The following is a 16,979-nucleotide window of genomic DNA, read 5'->3' as shown; positions in this document are numbered from 1 at the left end:
AACGCCGGGGGCGCATTGCGCCCTCACGCAAGCGTATTGCCGCTATTCGCCGATCTGGCGCTCAGCAAACGTTTGCGATGCGTGAAAGAGTTCCAAAGCAAATAGCCGGATCACCAAAAAAGACCGGCATTAATAATAGAAAGTAAGGAGCTTCACCCATGAAACTGAGCAGCACCGCATTACTGGCCATGGCCATCAGCAGCGTAACCGCCACGGCTTACGCAGAGACCCAGAGCCAGGCCTACACCCCGGTCAGCGTCAATGAAAAAAGCGCCCAGAGCGAAGCCACCGGTTTCCTCGAAGGCCAGTCGATCGGCGGCACGACCCGTAACTGGTACGCCAACGAGCAACTGAAGCGCGGCGCCAACTTCGCCTACAAGAAAGACGGCGTATCGACCCCGACTGACCGTCGCATCAACTGGGTCCAGGGCACCATCGTCAAGTACAACTCGGGCTTCACCCAGGGTACTGTCGGTTTCAGCACTGAAGTGGCGGCCTACAACGCCATCGCCCTGGACCAGGACCGCAAGGACCTGGCGTCGAACAACGGTGGCGCACCGGGCACGCGTCCAGGCGCGGGCAACAACCGTACCCTGACCGAAGAAGGCGGCGACGCGGTCGGCCAGTGGAGCAAACTGGGCCTGGCCAACGTCAAGGCGCGCATTTCCAACACCACCCTGACCGCAGGTCGCCAGAACTTCAGCAGCCCGATGGTCGATGTCATCGGTAACCGTGCGCTGCCGTCGAGCTTCCAGGGTGTGGCGATCCACAGCGAAGAGCTGAACAACCTGCAATTCGACCTGGCCACCTTCGACCGCAACTCTCCGCGTACCGAAGAGAGCCAGCGCAAGTTCCGTACTGAATACGCCAACGGCATCGTTGAATCCGATCACGTCTACACCGGCGGTATCACTTACACCCCGTTCGCCAGCCTGACCACCAGCCTCTGGGCCACCCAGGCCGAAGACATCTGGAACCAGTACTACTTCGGCGCCACCCACGTACTGGGCGACAGCCAGGTACTGAGCCTGACCACCGGCCTGAACTACTACAAAACCCAGGAAGAAGGTAAGGCGCTGATCGGCGACATCGACAACGACACCTACTCGCTGTCCTTCGGCCTGACGCACCAGGCCCACAGCCTGACCTTCTCGTACCAGGAAGTGAACGGTAACGAGTACTTCGACTACCTGCACGAAACCAACGGCATCTACCTGGCCAACTCCCTGCTGTCGGACTTCAACGGTCCGAACGAGAAATCCTTCCAGGTCGCCTACGGTCTGAACATGGCTGAATACGGCGTGCCAGGCCTGAAGTTCAACATCTACCAGGCGCGTGGCTGGGGCATCGACGGTACCCACTACACCGGCAACAAAGGCGTGGCCGACAAAGGCTACGACGGTATCCAGTCGCAAGACGGCGAACACCACTACGAATACGGCATCGGTGCCTCCTACGCGGTACAGAGCGGTCCGTTCAAGGCCACTACTGTTCGCGCGACCTACACCGCTCACCGCGCCAGCGAAAACCAGGCTGACGGCAGCATCAACGAGTTCCGTCTCGTGACCACTGTTCCGTTCAACATTCTGTAATGCACCCGCCCACGGCCGGCTCAGACGTGAGCCGGCCGTGGGTTTTTGTCCTTCAACCGATTGCAGAGGGTTCTTGATGAAAATGCTTCCCCTACGTGCGGCCATCGCGGCCGCGTTGCTGAGTGTCGCGGTGGGTGTATCGGCCAAACCCCTGGTGGTTTGCACCGAAAACAGCCCCGAAGGCTTCGACATGGTCCAGTACACGACTGCAGTCACAGCCGATGCGGTGGCCGAAACCATCTTCAATCGCCTGGCCGACTTCAAGCCCGGCACCACGGATGTGATTCCGGCACTGGCAGAATCCTGGGACATCAGCGAGGACGGCCTGACCTACACGTTCCACCTGCGCAAAGGCGTCAAGTTTCACACCACCGACTACTTCAAGCCGACCCGCGACCTGAACGCCGACGACGTGGTCTGGAGCTTCCAGCGCCAGCTGGACCCGAACCACCCATGGCACAAACTGTCGAGCGTGGGCTTCCCGTACTTTGAAAGCATGGGCTTCAAGGAACTGCTGAAAAACGTCGAGAAAGTCGACGACAACACCGTCAAGTTCACCCTGACCCGCCGCGAAGCGCCGTTCCTGGCCGACATCGCCATGGCGTTCTCCTCGATCTACTCCGCCGAGTACGCCGACCAGCTGCTCAAGGCCAACAAGACCGGCGAGCTGAACAACAAGCCCATCGGCACCGGCCCGTTCGTCTTCCAGCGCTACAACAAAGACGCCCAGGTTCGTTTCAAGGCCAACCCGGACTACTTCCGTGGCAAGGCACCGGCCGACTCATTGATCCTGGCCATCGCCACCGACAACAACGTGCGCCTGCAGAAGCTCAAGGCCAACGAATGCCAGATCGCGTTGTATCCCAAGCCGGATGACATTCCGAGCATCCGCAAGGACGCCAAGCTGAAGGTCGACGAGCTGAACGCGATGACCGTTGCGTACATCGCCATCAACACTCAGCACAAATACCTGAGCGACGTGCGCGTGCGTAAAGCCATCGACATCGCCTTCGACAAGGAAGCGGCCGTCAACGCGCTGTTTGGCAAAGGCAATGCGACCGCGGCGGTCAACCCGTTCCCGGACACCCTGCTGGGCTACAACCATGACCTGAAGAACCCGACCCGCGACCTGGACAAGGCTCGCGCCCTGCTCAAGGAAGCCGGCGTTCCGGAAGGCACGGTGTTCACCCTGTTCACCCGCAACGGCGGGGGTGCGACCAACCCGAACCCGATGCTCGGCGCGCAGATGATGCAGGCCGACCTGGCCAAGGTCGGGATCAAGATCGACATCCGCGTCATGGAATGGGGCGAAATGCTCAAGCGCGCGAAAAACGGCGAGCACGACATGGTGTCCGCCGGATGGGCGGGCGACAACGGCGACCCGGATAACTTCCTGACGCCTATGCTCAGTTGCGAAGCGGCCAAGAACGGCGAAAACTACGCACGCTGGTGCAATGACAAATTCCAGGCCCTGATCGACCAGGCCCGGGAAAAAACCGACCCGGCCGAACGTGCGGCGCTGTACGAGCAGGCCCAGGTTATTTTTAACCAGGACCAGCCATGGATCAGCCTGGCGCACACTAGAATGTTCACCGCGATGCGTAACAACGTAGAGGGCTACCACATTAGTCCGCTCACCACGAATAACTTCGCCACCACCCAGGTGAAGTAAATAAGAAAACTCCCGGCATGCCTGACCCAGGCATGCCGGGCACGCCTAACCGGCTGATGAGGTACACAACAAGATGTTTAGTTTTATTGCCCGCCGACTGGGGTTACTGATCCCCACGTTCTTCGGCATCACCTTGCTGACCTTCGCGTTGATTCGCATGATTCCCGGCGACCCCGTGGAAGTGATGATGGGCGAACGTCGGGTCGACCCCGAGATGCATGCTCAGGCAATGGAACGCCTAGGTCTGAACAAACCCCTGTATGCCCAGTACCTGGATTACATCGGCAAACTGGCCCACGGCGATCTCGGGGAATCCCTGCGTACCCGTGAAAGCGTCTGGAGCGAGTTCACTTCCCTCTTCCCCGCGACCCTGGAACTGTCCATGGCCGCCCTGTTGTTCGCCGGCATCCTGGGCCTGTTGGCCGGGGTGATTGCGGCACTCAAGCGAGGATCCCTGTTCGACCACGGGGTGATGGGCATCTCCCTGGCGGGATATTCGATGCCGATCTTCTGGTGGGGCCTGATCCTGATCATGTTCTTCTCGGTGTCCCTGGGCTGGACCCCGGTGTCCGGGCGGATCGACCTGCTGTACGACATCGAGCCGCGCACCGGCTTCATGCTGATCGACACGCTGCTGGCCGATGACATGGGCGCCTTCGTCGACGCCCTGCACCACCTGATCCTGCCGGCCATCGTGCTCGGCACCATCCCGCTGGCCGTTATCGCGCGGATGACCCGTTCGTCGATGCTCGAAGTGTTGCGTGAAGACTACATCCGCACCGCCAAGGCCAAGGGCCTGTCGCCGTCGCGCGTGGTGTTCGTGCACGGCCTGCGTAACGCGCTGATTCCGGTACTGACCGTGGTCGGCCTGCAAGTCGGCACCCTGCTGGCCGGTGCGGTCCTGACCGAAACCATCTTCTCCTGGCCGGGCATCGGCAAATGGCTGATCGAAGCCATTGGCGCCCGGGACTACCCGGTTGTGCAAAACGGCATCCTGTTAATCGCCTGCCTGGTGATTCTGGTCAACTTCGTAGTGGACATCCTCTACGGCTTTGCCAACCCACGCATCCGTCATCAGCGCTGAGGTCAATACCCATGAGCACTCCAACATCCTCAGTAGCCAACGCCGCGTCCGCCGTGGATCAAAGCCTGCTGTACCCATCGCCGTACAAAGAATTCTGGCAAGCGTTTTCCAGGAACAAAGGGGCCGTCGCCGGCCTGATGTTCATGCTGCTGGTGATTTTCTGCGCCATCTTCGCCCCGTGGGTCGCCCCCCATGACCCAAGCGAGCAGTACCGCGACTTCCTGCTGACGCCGCCCGCCTGGCTGGAAGGCGGGCAATGGCAGTTCCTGCTGGGCACCGATGAACTGGGTCGCGACCTGCTGTCGCGCCTGATCCAGGGTTCACGCCTGTCGCTGCTGATCGGCCTGTCGTCGGTGGTGATGTCGCTGATCCCGGGCATCCTGCTGGGCCTGTTCGCCGGGTTCTTCCCGCGCCTGGTCGGCCCGACCATCATGCGTCTGATGGACATCATGCTGGCCCTGCCGTCCTTGCTGCTGGCCGTGGCGATCGTCGCCATCCTCGGCCCTGGCCTGATCAACACCGTGATCGCCATTGCCGTGGTATCGCTGCCGTCCTACGTTCGCCTGACCCGCGCCGCGGTGATGGGCGAGCTGAACCGCGACTACGTGACCGCCGCGCGCCTGGCCGGTGCCGGCCTGCCACGCCTGATGTTCGTCACCGTGCTGCCGAACTGCATGGCGCCCCTGATCGTTCAGGCCACCCTGAGCTTCTCCTCGGCGATTCTCGATGCCGCCGCCCTGGGCTTCCTCGGCCTTGGCGTACAACCGCCAACGCCGGAGTGGGGCACCATGCTGGCCTCGGCCCGCGACTACATCGAACGCGCCTGGTGGGTCGTCAGCCTGCCTGGTTTGACCATTTTGCTCAGCGTGCTGGCAATCAACTTGATGGGTGACGGCCTGCGCGATGCGCTGGACCCGAAACTCAAGAACGCCGCCTGAGGAGATTCCCATGTCACTGTTAGAAATCAAGAATCTCAACGTTCGCTTCGGCGACAAGAACGCCACGCCCGTCGTCGACGGGCTCGACCTGAAAGTGGACAAGGGCGAAGTGCTGGCCATCGTTGGCGAGTCCGGTTCCGGCAAGTCCGTGACCATGATGGCGCTGATGGGCCTGATCGAGCATCCCGGCATCGTCACCGCCGACTCGCTCAGCTTTGACGGCAAGGACATGCTCAAGCTCAACAACCGCCAGCGTCGGCAGATCGTCGGTAAAGACCTGTCCATGGTCTTCCAGGACCCGATGACCGCGCTGAACCCGAGCTACACCGTCGGTTTCCAGATCGAAGAAGTGCTGCGCCTGCACCTGAAAATGTCCGGCAAGGCCGCGCGCAAGCGCGCCATCGAACTGTTGGAAAAGGTTGAAATCCCGGGCGCGGCCAGCCGTATGGAGGCCTACCCGCATCAACTGTCCGGCGGTATGAGCCAACGCGTCGCGATCGCCATGGCGATTGCAGGCGAACCGAAACTGCTGATCGCCGACGAACCGACCACGGCCCTCGACGTGACCATTCAGGCGCAGATCATGGACCTGCTGCTGGCGTTGCAGAAAGAGCAGAACATGGGCCTGGTGCTGATCACCCACGACCTCGCCGTCGTGGCCGAGACCGCCCAGCGCGTGTGTGTGATGTACGCAGGCCAGGCCGTCGAAGTCGGCCAGGTGCCGCAACTGTTCGACATTCCGGCGCACCCGTACAGCGAAGCGCTGCTCAAGGCGATCCCGGAACACAGCCTGGGCGCCTCGCGCCTGTCCACATTGCCCGGCATCGTGCCGGGTCGTTACGACCGTCCGCAGGGCTGCCTGCTGTCGCCGCGCTGCCCTTACGTGCAGGACAACTGCCGCGCACAGCGTCCGGCCCTTGACCCGAAAAGCAACAGCCTCGCCCGCTGCTTCTACCCGCTGAACCAGGAGGTGGCGTAATGGCCGTCGTACTTACCGCCCGCGACCTGACCCGTCACTACGAAGTGTCCCGTGGCATGTTCAAGGGCCACGCCACCGTGCGCGCCCTCAACGGCGTGTCCTTTGAGCTGGAAGCCGGCAAGACCCTCGCCGTCGTCGGTGAGTCGGGCTGCGGCAAATCCACCCTGGCCCGAGCCCTGACGCTGATCGAAGAGCCGTCTTCGGGCTCCTTGAAAATCGCCGGCCAGGAAGTGGCCGGCGCCGACAAGGCCCAGCGCAAACAACTGCGCAAAGACGTGCAGATGGTTTTCCAGAGCCCGTATGCCTCGTTGAACCCCCGGCAGAAAGTCGGTGACCAGCTCGCCGAACCCTTGCTGATCAACACCAACCTGAGCGCCGCGCAACGTCGCGAGAAAGTGCAGGCGATGATGAAGCAGGTGGGCTTGCGCCCTGAGCACTATCAGCGTTATCCGCACATGTTCTCCGGCGGCCAGCGCCAGCGGATCGCCCTCGCGCGCGCCATGATGCTGCAACCTAAAGTGCTGGTCGCGGACGAACCGACTTCGGCACTGGACGTGTCGATCCAGGCGCAGGTGCTGAACCTGTTCATGGATTTGCAGCAGGAGTTCAACACCGCCTACGTGTTCATCTCCCACAACCTGGCCGTGGTGCAGCACGTCGCCGATGACGTGATGGTGATGTACCTCGGCCGCCCGGTGGAAATGGGCCCGAAGAACGACATTTACGAGCGTCCGCTGCACCCGTACACCCAGGCCCTACTGTCGGCCACCCCAACCATCCACCCGGACCCGAACAAGCCGAAAATCAAAATCGTCGGCGAGTTGCCCAACCCGCTGAACCCCCCGCCGGGCTGCGCTTTCCACAAGCGCTGCCCATACGCCACCGAGCGTTGCAGCACCGAAGAGCCGGCCCTGCGCCTGCTCGACAGCCGCCAGGTGGCCTGCCACCACGCGGAGCAATTCCTCGACGGCGCGGCATAAAAAAGTGGGAGCGGGCTTGCTCGCGAAGGCGTCCGTTCAGTCAACCTCACTGCTGACTGACTGATCGCCTTCGCGAGCAAGCCCGCTCCCACGGGGATGCACCTGACCCCTTCTCTCTCGATTGCGCATCAGTCGGAAAAGAAGGGGTTTTCTTTTGCCTGCGATTTACGTCTGGCTATCGCCATCGTCGGCGTCATCGGAATCCGGTTCATCGGTAGTGGGGTCATCATCATTGGCAGCACCGCCCTGCCCCTGATCACCCGGCTCGGACTCGGACTTGGCCAGCATCAAATCACCCTGCACCACCGACCCGCTCGACGCCTGGGTTTCGTGATCCTCGCACTCGGCCCACACTGCCGAACTGCCGAGGGTCAACATCACCACCACCTTCAACATCAACAACACACGCAGCAACCTGTTCATAGCCGACTCCATCCTTTCGCAGGTGAAACACAAATGCCTGGCTGGGCGCTGTATAAAATCTAGTTCCGAACAGCCAGGTTCTCCAGATAGGACGCTAACGAAGGGACGGAATGCGGTGGTTGTAGAGATTGGTTTTGAATAAGCGTTATGCCGAATAGCAATGTCAAACTCGACGTTGAAAGGGATTACAAGAGCGAACCCGCTCACGAAGAAAAAGCACATTCGATCATGCGAACGGTTACCAAGCCGCCACGAGGCAACGCATGGCACCGATTCGGCGTAACCGTCTGGTAAGTATTCTGGAGCAGCTCAAGCAACAGATTAGTGTTGGCAGCGGTCTGGAGCGGATAGAGCCTCAGCGCTAACGACAAGGCCTTTAAAGATCCCTGCACCATACACGTCAATCTCAGGAAGAGAGCCGTTCTGTGGAAGGGCTTTGAAATCATACAAAACAACGACCTCATCCGTTACAAGGTCTAGCGTCAAGAACTTGATACTCCCTGATATTGGCTCCCAGAGCCGACCGTTGCAGTCCCGATAGCGGGAAGACACAAACTTCCGATCTTGTCCGAGCGGCATTTCCACGCCTACTGCAAGCGTGCTGAAGTCATAAAAATAGTGAGTTATCTGACTTCCTTTATACCCTCGACCTTCCAACCTGAGCGCGCTGGGTGTTCCCTGATCGACGGTAAATTCAACTGTCTTGGTCATAAAGTCGAGCGTGTTATTTACACGGGCAAACATCATTCCAGTCGTCATTCTGTTCGATTTTTCAGTCATAACCGCTCACCTGCAAGTTCAAGTGTCGGGACAATCCCATTGAGCGGTTATAGGGCGTGCCCTCCCTGACGTCTACTGTCAAACCTGACAGTAGACGTCAGGGAGATTTAATGCATCGCAGGCACCGCGTCATGTTCTGCATTTTGACAACACACAAAAAACCCGCTGTTTTCACAGCGGGTTCCTGGATAGAGCTGACACTTGCTCGACGGCCCTATTGAGCCGCCATCGCACTTACACCGTGCACTTGAAAATCAATGATGCTCACGCGTCGCACGGAATTTCACGTCTGGCCAGCGCTCTTCCATCAACGCCAGGTTGACCCGGGTCGGCGCCAGATAGGTCAGGTGACCGCCGCCGTCCAGTGCCAGGTTTTCCACGGCCTTGTTGGAGAATTCCTCGAGCTTCTTCTTGTCGCTGCATTCGATCCAGCGCGCGGAATAGACGGTGATGGGCTCGTAGGAGCACTCGACCTTGTATTCCTCTTTCAGGCGGCTGGCGACCACATCGAACTGCAGCACGCCGACGGCGCCGAGGATGATGTCGTTGCTGCGCTCAGGGAAGAACACCTGGGTCGCGCCTTCTTCGGCCAGCTGTTGCAGGCCCTGGCGCAGTTGCTTGGATTTCAGCGGATCACGCAGGCGTACGCGACGGAACAGCTCCGGGGCGAAGTGCGGGATGCCAGTGAAGCCCAGGACTTCGCCTTCGCTGAAGGTGTCGCCGATCTGGATGGTGCCGTGGTTGTGCAGACCGATGATGTCGCCGGCGAAGGCTTCTTCCAGTTGCTCACGCTCGGAGGAGAAGAACGTCAGGGCGTCGCCGATGCGCACGTCCTTGCCGGTGCGCACATGGCGCATCTTCATGCCTTTTTCGTACTTGCCCGAGCAAATGCGCATGAAGGCGATGCGGTCGCGGTGCTTGGGGTCCATGTTCGCCTGGATCTTGAAAATGAAGCCCGAGAACTTCTCTTCCACCGGCTCCACGGTGCGCTCGTTGGCCACGCGTGGCAGCGGACGCGGCGCCCAGTCGACCACGGCGTCGAGGACATGGTCGACACCGAAGTTGCCCAGCGCGGTACCGAAGAACACCGGGGTCAGCTGGCCGTCGAGGAATTCCTGCTGGTTGAACTCGTGGCAGGCGCCCTGCACCAGTTCCAGCTGCTCGATGAAACGCTCGTACTCGTCGCCCAGGTGGGCGCGGGCTTCATCGGAATCGAGTTTCTCGATGATCCTGGTTTCGGTGCGCTCGTGGCCGTGACCGGCGGTGTAGACAATGATGTAGTCGTCGGCGAGGTGATACACGCCCTTGAAATCACGGTAGCAACCGATCGGCCAGGTGATCGGCGCGGCCTTGATCTTCAGGACCGCTTCGATTTCGTCGAGCAGCTCGATCGGGTCGCGGATGTCACGGTCGAGTTTGTTGATGAAGCTGACGATCGGCGTGTCGCGCAGACGGCAAACGTCCATCAGGGCGATGGTCCGTGGCTCTACGCCCTTACCGCCGTCGAGCACCATCAACGCCGAGTCCACCGCGGTCAGGGTGCGGTAGGTGTCTTCGGAGAAGTCTTCGTGGCCCGGGGTGTCGAGCAGGTTGATCATGTGCTCGCGATACGGGAACTGCATGACCGATGTGGTAATCGAGATACCCCGCTGCTTCTCCATTTCCATCCAGTCGGAGGTGGCATGGCGGTCGGACTTACGGGATTTCACCGTACCGGCCACCGCAATCGCCTTGCCCATCAGCAAGAGCTTTTCGGTGATGGTGGTTTTACCGGCGTCGGGGTGGGAAATAATGGCGAAAGTGCGGCGTTTCGCGACTTCGGCGGCCTGTTTGGTCATGGGAAATCGCCTGGCAGGTGATTCAAAAAAGGGCGCAGATTATAGCCCAACTTCAATCAATAACCGAACCGTTGAGCACATCCGGGGTGGCCAAATGCTGCTTCAGATGGGAACCTTTTAAAGCACGGAGACGTCCACTCCCCTGTTACGACCACTCGTCGGGGGCTGAAACATCGGCAAGTTGGCCTGACGAGGCTGCGCAAATGGCTCAGAAGCCGTACGCCTACCCCTGTAGGAGCGAGCCTGCTCGCGATGGACGTTAACGATAACGCTGAGTACCTGAAAGTACGCGTTGTCTGGACGTTTTTCGCGAGCAGGCTCGCTCCTACAGGGGACCGCGCCCGGCAGGAGCTGCTTCTCGCGAACGTTTTCCGGCAGCCAGGAATGGCATGCCACACGGGACTGCGTTCGCCGACAAAGAAAAAAAGGAGTCCGCCTGTGGCTATCCACTATGGCAAAGGGCTGACAGGAGGCGCGCTGGTAATCGCCCTCCTGGCCCTGCTGGTCCACTGGATCGGCATCAACACGATCGAACACTACCGCGACGATTTGTTGTTTTACCTGCAAGCTCATCTGATCCTCGTCCTCGCCTCCATGCTGGCCGCCCTTGTCGTGGGCATTCCCGCCGGCATCTTCCTCAGCCGTCCGACCCGGGTCGCGCGCGCCGAACGCTTCATGCAAATCTTCAACATCGGCAACACCATTCCGCCGCTGGCCGTACTCGCCATCGCCCTGGGCGTGCTCGGCATCGGCAGCGGCCCGGCGATCTTCGCCCTGTTCCTGGCCTCCTTGCTGCCCATCGTGCGCAACACCTATGAAGGCCTGAAAAACGTTCAGGGCTCGCTCAAGGAAGCCGCCGTCGGCATCGGCATGACCCCGCGCCAGGTGTTGTGGAAAGTCGAACTGCCGAACGCCGTGCCGATCATCATCGGTGGCGTGCGCGTGGCCCTGGCGATCAATGTCGGGACCGCGCCGCTGGCGTTCCTGATCGGCGCCAACAGCCTTGGCAGCCTGATTTTCCCCGGCATCGCCTTGAACAATCAGCCGCAACTGCTGCTCGGCGCGGCCTGCACCGCCCTGCTGGCCCTGTTGCTCGACGGCCTGGTGACGATGGCCAGCCGCCTCTGGCTCGAACGCGGTTTGCGCCCGTCTTAAGCCCCGGCAAAGGAATTCTCATGAAGACATCAAGCTTTTTACTAGGCTGCGTCCTGCTGTTCGCCGGATTTGCCCAAGCCGCTGAAAAACCGCTGATCCGCATCGGCGCCCGGGTGTTCACCGAACAGACCCTGCTGGCGGAAATCACGTCGCAGTACCTGCGTACCAAGGGTTACGACGCCCAAGTGACGGGAGGCCTGGGCAGCAACCTGGCCCGCAGCGCCCACGAGAGCGGACAACTGGACATGCTCTGGGAATACACCGGCGTGTCGCTGGTGGCCTACAACCATGTCACTGAAAAACTCGACAGCGAACAGTCCTACGCCCGAGTGAAAGAACTCGACGCCAAGAAAGGACTGATCTGGCTCACCCCGTCGAAATTCAGCAACACCTACGCCCTCGCCCTGCCGAAAAACGTCGCTGACCAGTACCCGCAAATCAGCACCATCAGCGAGCTGAACACGGTGCTGCACGATGAGGCGAGGACTAACCACCTGGTGGCGCTGGACACCGAGTTCGCCAACCGTTCGGACGGCCTGGACGGCATGGTCAAGCTGTACGACATGAACCTGACCCGCAACAACATCCGCCAGATGGACGCCGGCCTGGTCTACACCGCACTGCGCAACGGCCAGGTGTTTGCCGGCCTGGTCTACACCACCGACGGCCGTTTGAACGCCTTCAAGCTCAAGTTGCTGGAGGACGACAAGCACTACTTCCCGGACTACACCGCAGCGCCCGTGGTGCGTCAGGCGTTTCTCGATGCTCACCCGAAACTCGCCGAAGAACTCAAGCCGCTGGCCGAACTGTTCGACGACGACACCATGCGCCAGCTCAACGCGCGAGTTGATGTCGATCACGAAAGCCCATCCGCCGTGGCCGCCGACTTTCTGCGCCAACACCCCATCAACTGAGGAGGAAAAGCCATGGAATTCCTGAACGCCTTTTCCCATCTCGACTGGCAGCAGGTGATGCACCTGACCTGGCAGCACATCACCCTGGTCGGCATCGCCGTGACCCTGGCGATTGTGGTCGGCGTGCCGCTGGGCATCCTGATGACCCGCTTCCCGAGCCTCGCCGGCCCCTTGCAGGCCAGCGCCACGGTGCTGCTGACCGTCCCGTCGATTGCGCTGTTCGGCCTGTTGCTGCCGTTCTATTCAAAGTTCGGTCAGGGCCTCGGCCCGATGCCGGCGATCACCGCGGTGTTCCTGTATTCGCTGCTGCCGATCATGCGCAACACCTACCTCGCCCTGACCGGCGTCGAACCGGGCATTCGCGAAGCCGCCCGCGGCATCGGCATGACCTTCGGCCAGCGCCTGCGCATGGTCGAGTTGCCCATCGCCCTGCCGGTGATCCTCGCCGGCGTGCGCACTGCCGTGGTCATGAATATTGGTGTCATGACTATCGCCGCAACCATCGGTGCCGGCGGCCTTGGCGTGCTCATCCTCGCTTCCATCAGCCGCAGCGACATGTCGATGCTGATCGTCGGCGCCGTGCTGGTCAGCCTGCTGGCCATCTTCGCCGACCTGCTTCTGCAATGGCTGCAACGTTCGCTGACCCCAAAAGGACTCCTGAAATGATCGAACTTCAAAACCTCAGCAAGACCTTCCAAAGCAACGGCAAAGACGTCAAAGCCGTGGACTCGGTGAGCCTGACCGTCAATGAAGGCGAGATCTGCGTGTTCCTCGGGCCATCGGGCTGCGGCAAGAGCACCACCCTGAAAATGATCAACCGCCTGATCAAGCCGACCTCGGGCAAGATCCTGATCAACGGCGAAGACACCACCGACCTCGACGCCGTGACCCTGCGGCGCAACATCGGTTACGTGATCCAGCAGATCGGCCTGTTCCCGAACATGACCATCGAAGAGAACATCGTGGTCGTACCGAAACTGCTCGGCTGGGACAAACACAAATGCCACGACCGCGCCCGCGAACTGATGAGCATGATCAAGCTTGAGCCCAAGCAGTATTTGCACCGCTATCCACGGGAGCTGTCCGGCGGCCAGCAGCAGCGAATTGGCGTGATCCGGGCGCTGGCGGCCGATGCGCCGCTGTTGCTGATGGACGAGCCGTTTGGCGCAGTCGACCCGATCAACCGCGAAATGATCCAGAACGAGTTTTTCGAGATGCAGCGCGCGCTGAACAAGACCGTGATCATGGTCAGCCACGACATCGACGAGGCGATCAAGCTGGGCGACAAAATCGCCATCTTCCGTGCCGGCAAGCTGCTGCAGATCGACCACCCGGACACCCTGCTCGCGCATCCGGTGGATGATTTCGTCAGCAACTTCGTCGGCCAGGACAGCACCCTCAAGCGCCTGCTACTGGTGAAGGCCGAAGACGCGGCGGACAACGCGCCGTCCGTCAGCCCGCAAACACCGGTGGCCGAGGCGCTGGAACTGATGGATGAGCATGACCGGCGTTATGTGGTGGTCACCGACGCTGAGAATAAGGCGCTGGGTTACGTAAGACGTCGCGACCTGCACCGCCAGACGGGCAGTTGTGGACAATACCTTCGTGAATTCAATGCCACGGCGGCGTACGACGAGCATCTGCGCATCCTTTTGTCGCGGATGTACGAGTTCAATCGGGCGTGGCTGCCGGTGATGAATGCTGAGCGGGTGTTTTTGGGGGAGGTGACGCAGGAGTCGATTGCCGAGTACCTCAGTTCCGGGAAGTCACGTGGCGGGAAGACCAGCATTGTTTCGCCCGCCGAGGCCGTGGTCGCCTGATCTGACGCCTTCGCGGGCAAGCCCGCTCCCACATGGGATTTGTGTCGATCACAATTCAAGTGTGGGAGCGGGCTTGCTCGCGAAGGCTAGTTCATGATCAACACACCCGTTCAGTGAAAGGCCCTTTCGCGAGTCCAGTTTTTCTTCCCGCCCACGCCGATAAGAAATATCAACACCGGATTGCATCAACAACCCTCCGAAATTTCCCGCACATTAAGAAAACCACTGCCCACAGGACCTTTTCTCAGCCATCGTCGCCGAAGTTGCCGCGATCGCAGTTATCTAGAAGTTCGCTGGCAAAAGCATCGAACGTGCAGCTATTTTTAACACTTCGCAATTCTTCGGGAACATCGGCCTGTCATCTGTGTCCAGTACAAAGTGAGCTGACGGCAACGTGCGTCAGACAAGTGCAAAAACGCGACATTTTTTGTTGATCTCAAGCCCCTCACGCCCTAAAGTTCGCGCCGAACGTCCATGCTGGAAACGATCCATCCGGCTCAAGTACTGACGACGAGACAGCAAGGCCAAGGGAAAGCACCGCTTCCCATGGCCTTTTTGCTTTCGGCGACATGCCTTGGGAAGTAGGCGAACCAAAGTGGGGATACGGAGGACGTTCATTTGCACCCATTGATAATTTCAGTTTGCCAGTAGGAGATCCCAGCATGTCGATCCAGGTCGAAGATTATTTCGCGCGCGCCACTTTTGACAAAATGAAGGCGTTCGCCGACAAGCAAGAAACCCCGTTCGTGGTGATCGACACCGCGATGATCAGCCAGGCCTACGATGACCTGCGCGCCGGTTTCGAATTCGCCAAGGTCTACTACGCGGTCAAGGCCAACCCGGCCGTGGAAATCATCGACCTGCTCAAGGAAAAAGGCTCGAGCTTCGACATCGCCTCGATCTACGAGCTGGACAAAGTGCTGGACCGCGGCGTCAGCGCTGACCGCATCAGCTACGGCAACACCATCAAGAAATCCAAGGACATCCGCTACTTCTACGAGAAGGGCGTGCGTCTGTTTTCCACCGACTCCGAAGCCGACCTGCGCAACATTGCCAAGGCTGCACCGGGCTCGAAAGTCTACGTACGCATCCTGACCGAAGGCTCGACCACCGCCGACTGGCCGCTGTCGCGCAAATTCGGCTGCCAGACCGACATGGCCATGGACCTGCTGATCCTCGCTCGTGACCTGGGCCTGGTGCCTTACGGCATCTCGTTCCACGTGGGCTCGCAACAGCGTGACATCAGCGTCTGGGACGCGGCGATCGCCAAGGTCAAAGTGATCTTCGAACGCCTGAAAGAAGAAGACGGCATCCACCTCAAGCTGATCAACATGGGCGGCGGCTTCCCGGCCAACTACATCACCCGCACCAACAGCCTGGAAACCTACGCCGAGGAAATCATCCGTTTCCTCAAGGAAGACTTCGGCGACGACCTGCCGGAAATCATCCTCGAGCCAGGCCGCTCGCTGATCGCCAACGCCGGCATCCTGGTCAGTGAAGTGGTACTGGTCGCGCGTAAATCCCGTACCGCCGTCGAGCGTTGGGTGTACACGGACGTGGGCAAGTTCTCCGGCCTGATCGAAACCATGGACGAAGCCATCAAGTTCCCGATCTGGACCGAAAAGAAAGGCGAGATGGAAGAAGTCGTGATCGCCGGCCCGACCTGCGACAGTGCCGACATCATGTACGAAAACTACAAGTACGGCCTGCCGTTGAACCTGGCCATCGGTGACCGCCTGTACTGGCTGTCGACCGGTGCGTACACCACCAGCTACAGCGCAGTTGAATTCAACGGCTTCCCGCCTTTGAAGTCCTTCTACGTATAAGGGCAGCTGCAAGCGAAAAGCCCATGACGTGTCATGGGCTTTTTTTTATCTGAGGCGCTTTGATATTTCCAGCAAACGCTCAGTCATAGGGTTGACCTCGACAAGTGAGTCGCGGACGAAATTCAGCCTGATACCCAAGCGGACCAGGGTCTGCGCAGGATGGTCAGCCTGCAGTTCACCCCGGGCATCTGCCAGCAAGTACTGGAGCCGATAGCAAAAGTCGGTGAGGTTATCCACCGCTGATGTCGCATGAAGATGCATGCTTCTCAATCGGGCGATATGCTCACGGGCATTGGCCATCCTTTCTTGCTCCGAGTAGGGCCGTTGGAGGTCAAGTTGCATACCTGGCAATTCGACTTTTCCAAGGCCGTAATAGGCTTCGATTTTCGATGTGGTCTTGTCACAAGAGCACAACTCCAATGTCAGCGACTCTATAAATCTGATGAAGATGCCATGGAGCGATATACCAATCGAAGTCACGGCAGACATGAAACTCAGAATCGCTTGTTCAACGTTCAGCAAACCGTTAAAGAGAGCGCGCAAAAGATCACTGACATTAACCGGTGCCTCACGGCCCCATCGATGAGAAGTCGTCAGGCTAAAATGCCCTATATCCATATCGAGAAATCGGGTTTTGCCGTTCACTGGGTTTTTAATATAAATGTGGAACTCCTCAATAAATAACCGGGTGTCTCGCACCGCCTGCCCGACGCCTTGGCCAATCAGCGGAATTGACATTCTAATCGCCTGCCAAGATCCGGCATTTCCCTGCGCAGCCTGTAAAAGCATGTGCGCATCCGGCGGCGCCAGCATCTGATGACCTTGTCTGCGTATACTCTCGGTAAACGCTTCGATTACTTTCAGTGCAGGAGGAAGTTCATTTAAAAAATTGATGTACGCTTTGAGGCTCTTGAAATCTTCTTCATTCAGTAAATAGTCAGGCACAATTATCACCCTCTTTATAGGCAGATAGAATGC

Annotated in this window: 15 protein-coding genes; 11 read left to right on the top strand and 4 right to left on the bottom strand. The window is 59.6% G+C overall.

The window, feature by feature from the left end:
- Positions 1-158 precede the first annotated feature (158 nt).
- The 6 genes from F8N66_RS06290 to F8N66_RS06265 all read left to right on the top strand — a co-directional run bounded on the left by F8N66_RS06290 (position 159) and on the right by F8N66_RS06265 (position 7,245).
- Positions 159-1,592 (top strand): OprD family porin, encoded by a 1,434-nt coding sequence (locus F8N66_RS06290; RefSeq protein ID WP_150769368.1) that lies wholly within the window; start codon positions 159-161, stop codon positions 1,590-1,592.
- A 76-nt stretch (positions 1,593-1,668) separates the two neighbouring features.
- Positions 1,669-3,264, top strand: coding sequence for an ABC transporter substrate-binding protein (locus F8N66_RS06285; RefSeq protein ID WP_150769367.1), 1,596 nt, complete (start codon positions 1,669-1,671; stop codon positions 3,262-3,264).
- Positions 3,265-3,337: 73 nt separating this feature from the next.
- Complete coding sequence (locus F8N66_RS06280) at positions 3,338-4,348, top strand: ABC transporter permease subunit (protein WP_150769366.1); 1,011 nt, start codon at positions 3,338-3,340, stop codon at positions 4,346-4,348.
- Positions 4,349-4,359: 11 nt separating this feature from the next.
- Positions 4,360-5,286: an ABC transporter permease subunit gene (locus tag F8N66_RS06275; protein WP_150769365.1), complete on the top strand. Its 927-nt coding sequence runs from the start codon at positions 4,360-4,362 to the stop codon at positions 5,284-5,286.
- 10 nt (positions 5,287-5,296) lie between these two features.
- Positions 5,297-6,265 carry an ABC transporter ATP-binding protein gene (locus F8N66_RS06270; RefSeq protein ID WP_150769364.1) on the top strand — a complete coding sequence of 323 codons (969 nt, stop codon included), beginning with the start codon at positions 5,297-5,299 and terminating at the stop codon, positions 6,263-6,265.
- Positions 6,265-7,245 (top strand): peptide ABC transporter ATP-binding protein, encoded by a 981-nt coding sequence (locus F8N66_RS06265; RefSeq protein WP_150769363.1) that lies wholly within the window; start codon positions 6,265-6,267, stop codon positions 7,243-7,245. The genes F8N66_RS06270 and F8N66_RS06265 overlap by 1 nt, the downstream gene beginning before the upstream one ends.
- Before the next feature lie 165 nt (positions 7,246-7,410).
- Here F8N66_RS06265 and F8N66_RS06260 read toward each other — a convergent pair whose 3' ends face one another.
- From F8N66_RS06260 to F8N66_RS06250, 3 genes are all read right to left on the bottom strand, one after another.
- Positions 7,411-7,668 (bottom strand): hypothetical protein, encoded by a 258-nt coding sequence (locus tag F8N66_RS06260; protein WP_150769362.1) that lies wholly within the window; start codon positions 7,666-7,668, stop codon positions 7,411-7,413.
- Between the two features lie 321 nt (positions 7,669-7,989).
- A complete protein-coding gene (locus tag F8N66_RS06255; protein ID WP_150769361.1) occupies positions 7,990-8,448 on the bottom strand; it encodes a hypothetical protein in 459 nt (152 codons plus the stop codon).
- 254 nt (positions 8,449-8,702) lie between these two features.
- Positions 8,703-10,286: a peptide chain release factor 3 gene (locus F8N66_RS06250; RefSeq protein WP_150769360.1), complete on the bottom strand. Its 1,584-nt coding sequence runs from the start codon at positions 10,284-10,286 to the stop codon at positions 8,703-8,705.
- A 438-nt stretch (positions 10,287-10,724) separates the two neighbouring features.
- Here F8N66_RS06250 and F8N66_RS06240 point away from each other — a divergent pair, with 438 nt between their 5' ends.
- From F8N66_RS06240 to F8N66_RS06220, 5 genes are all read left to right on the top strand, one after another.
- The gene (locus F8N66_RS06240) at positions 10,725-11,441 is read left to right on the top strand and encodes an ABC transporter permease (RefSeq protein WP_150769358.1); all 717 of its coding nucleotides are present in this window, start codon (positions 10,725-10,727) and stop codon (positions 11,439-11,441) included.
- Positions 11,442-11,461: 20 nt separating this feature from the next.
- On the top strand, positions 11,462-12,355 hold the full coding sequence (locus tag F8N66_RS06235) for a glycine betaine ABC transporter substrate-binding protein (protein ID WP_150769357.1): 894 nt from the start codon (positions 11,462-11,464) through the stop codon (positions 12,353-12,355).
- Between the two features lie 12 nt (positions 12,356-12,367).
- Entirely contained in the window at positions 12,368-13,021 is a 654-nt protein-coding gene (locus F8N66_RS06230) for an ABC transporter permease (protein WP_150769356.1), read from the top strand.
- A complete protein-coding gene (locus tag F8N66_RS06225; protein WP_150769355.1) occupies positions 13,018-14,175 on the top strand; it encodes a betaine/proline/choline family ABC transporter ATP-binding protein in 1,158 nt (385 codons plus the stop codon). The genes F8N66_RS06230 and F8N66_RS06225 overlap by 4 nt, the downstream gene beginning before the upstream one ends.
- Before the next feature lie 662 nt (positions 14,176-14,837).
- Positions 14,838-16,001, top strand: coding sequence for a type III PLP-dependent enzyme (locus F8N66_RS06220; protein ID WP_150769354.1), 1,164 nt, complete (start codon positions 14,838-14,840; stop codon positions 15,999-16,001).
- A 45-nt stretch (positions 16,002-16,046) separates the two neighbouring features.
- Here F8N66_RS06220 and F8N66_RS06215 read toward each other — a convergent pair whose 3' ends face one another.
- Positions 16,047-16,946 (bottom strand): hypothetical protein, encoded by a 900-nt coding sequence (locus F8N66_RS06215; RefSeq protein WP_150769353.1) that lies wholly within the window; start codon positions 16,944-16,946, stop codon positions 16,047-16,049.
- Between the last annotated feature and the right edge of the window lie 33 nt (positions 16,947-16,979).

This window comes from Pseudomonas fluorescens (assembly GCF_902498195.1).
Lineage (GTDB): Bacteria > Pseudomonadota > Gammaproteobacteria > Pseudomonadales > Pseudomonadaceae > Aquipseudomonas > Aquipseudomonas fluorescens_BU.
Note: the sequence above shows the minus strand (reverse complement) of the source record. Positions and strands in the feature narration are given on the sequence as shown.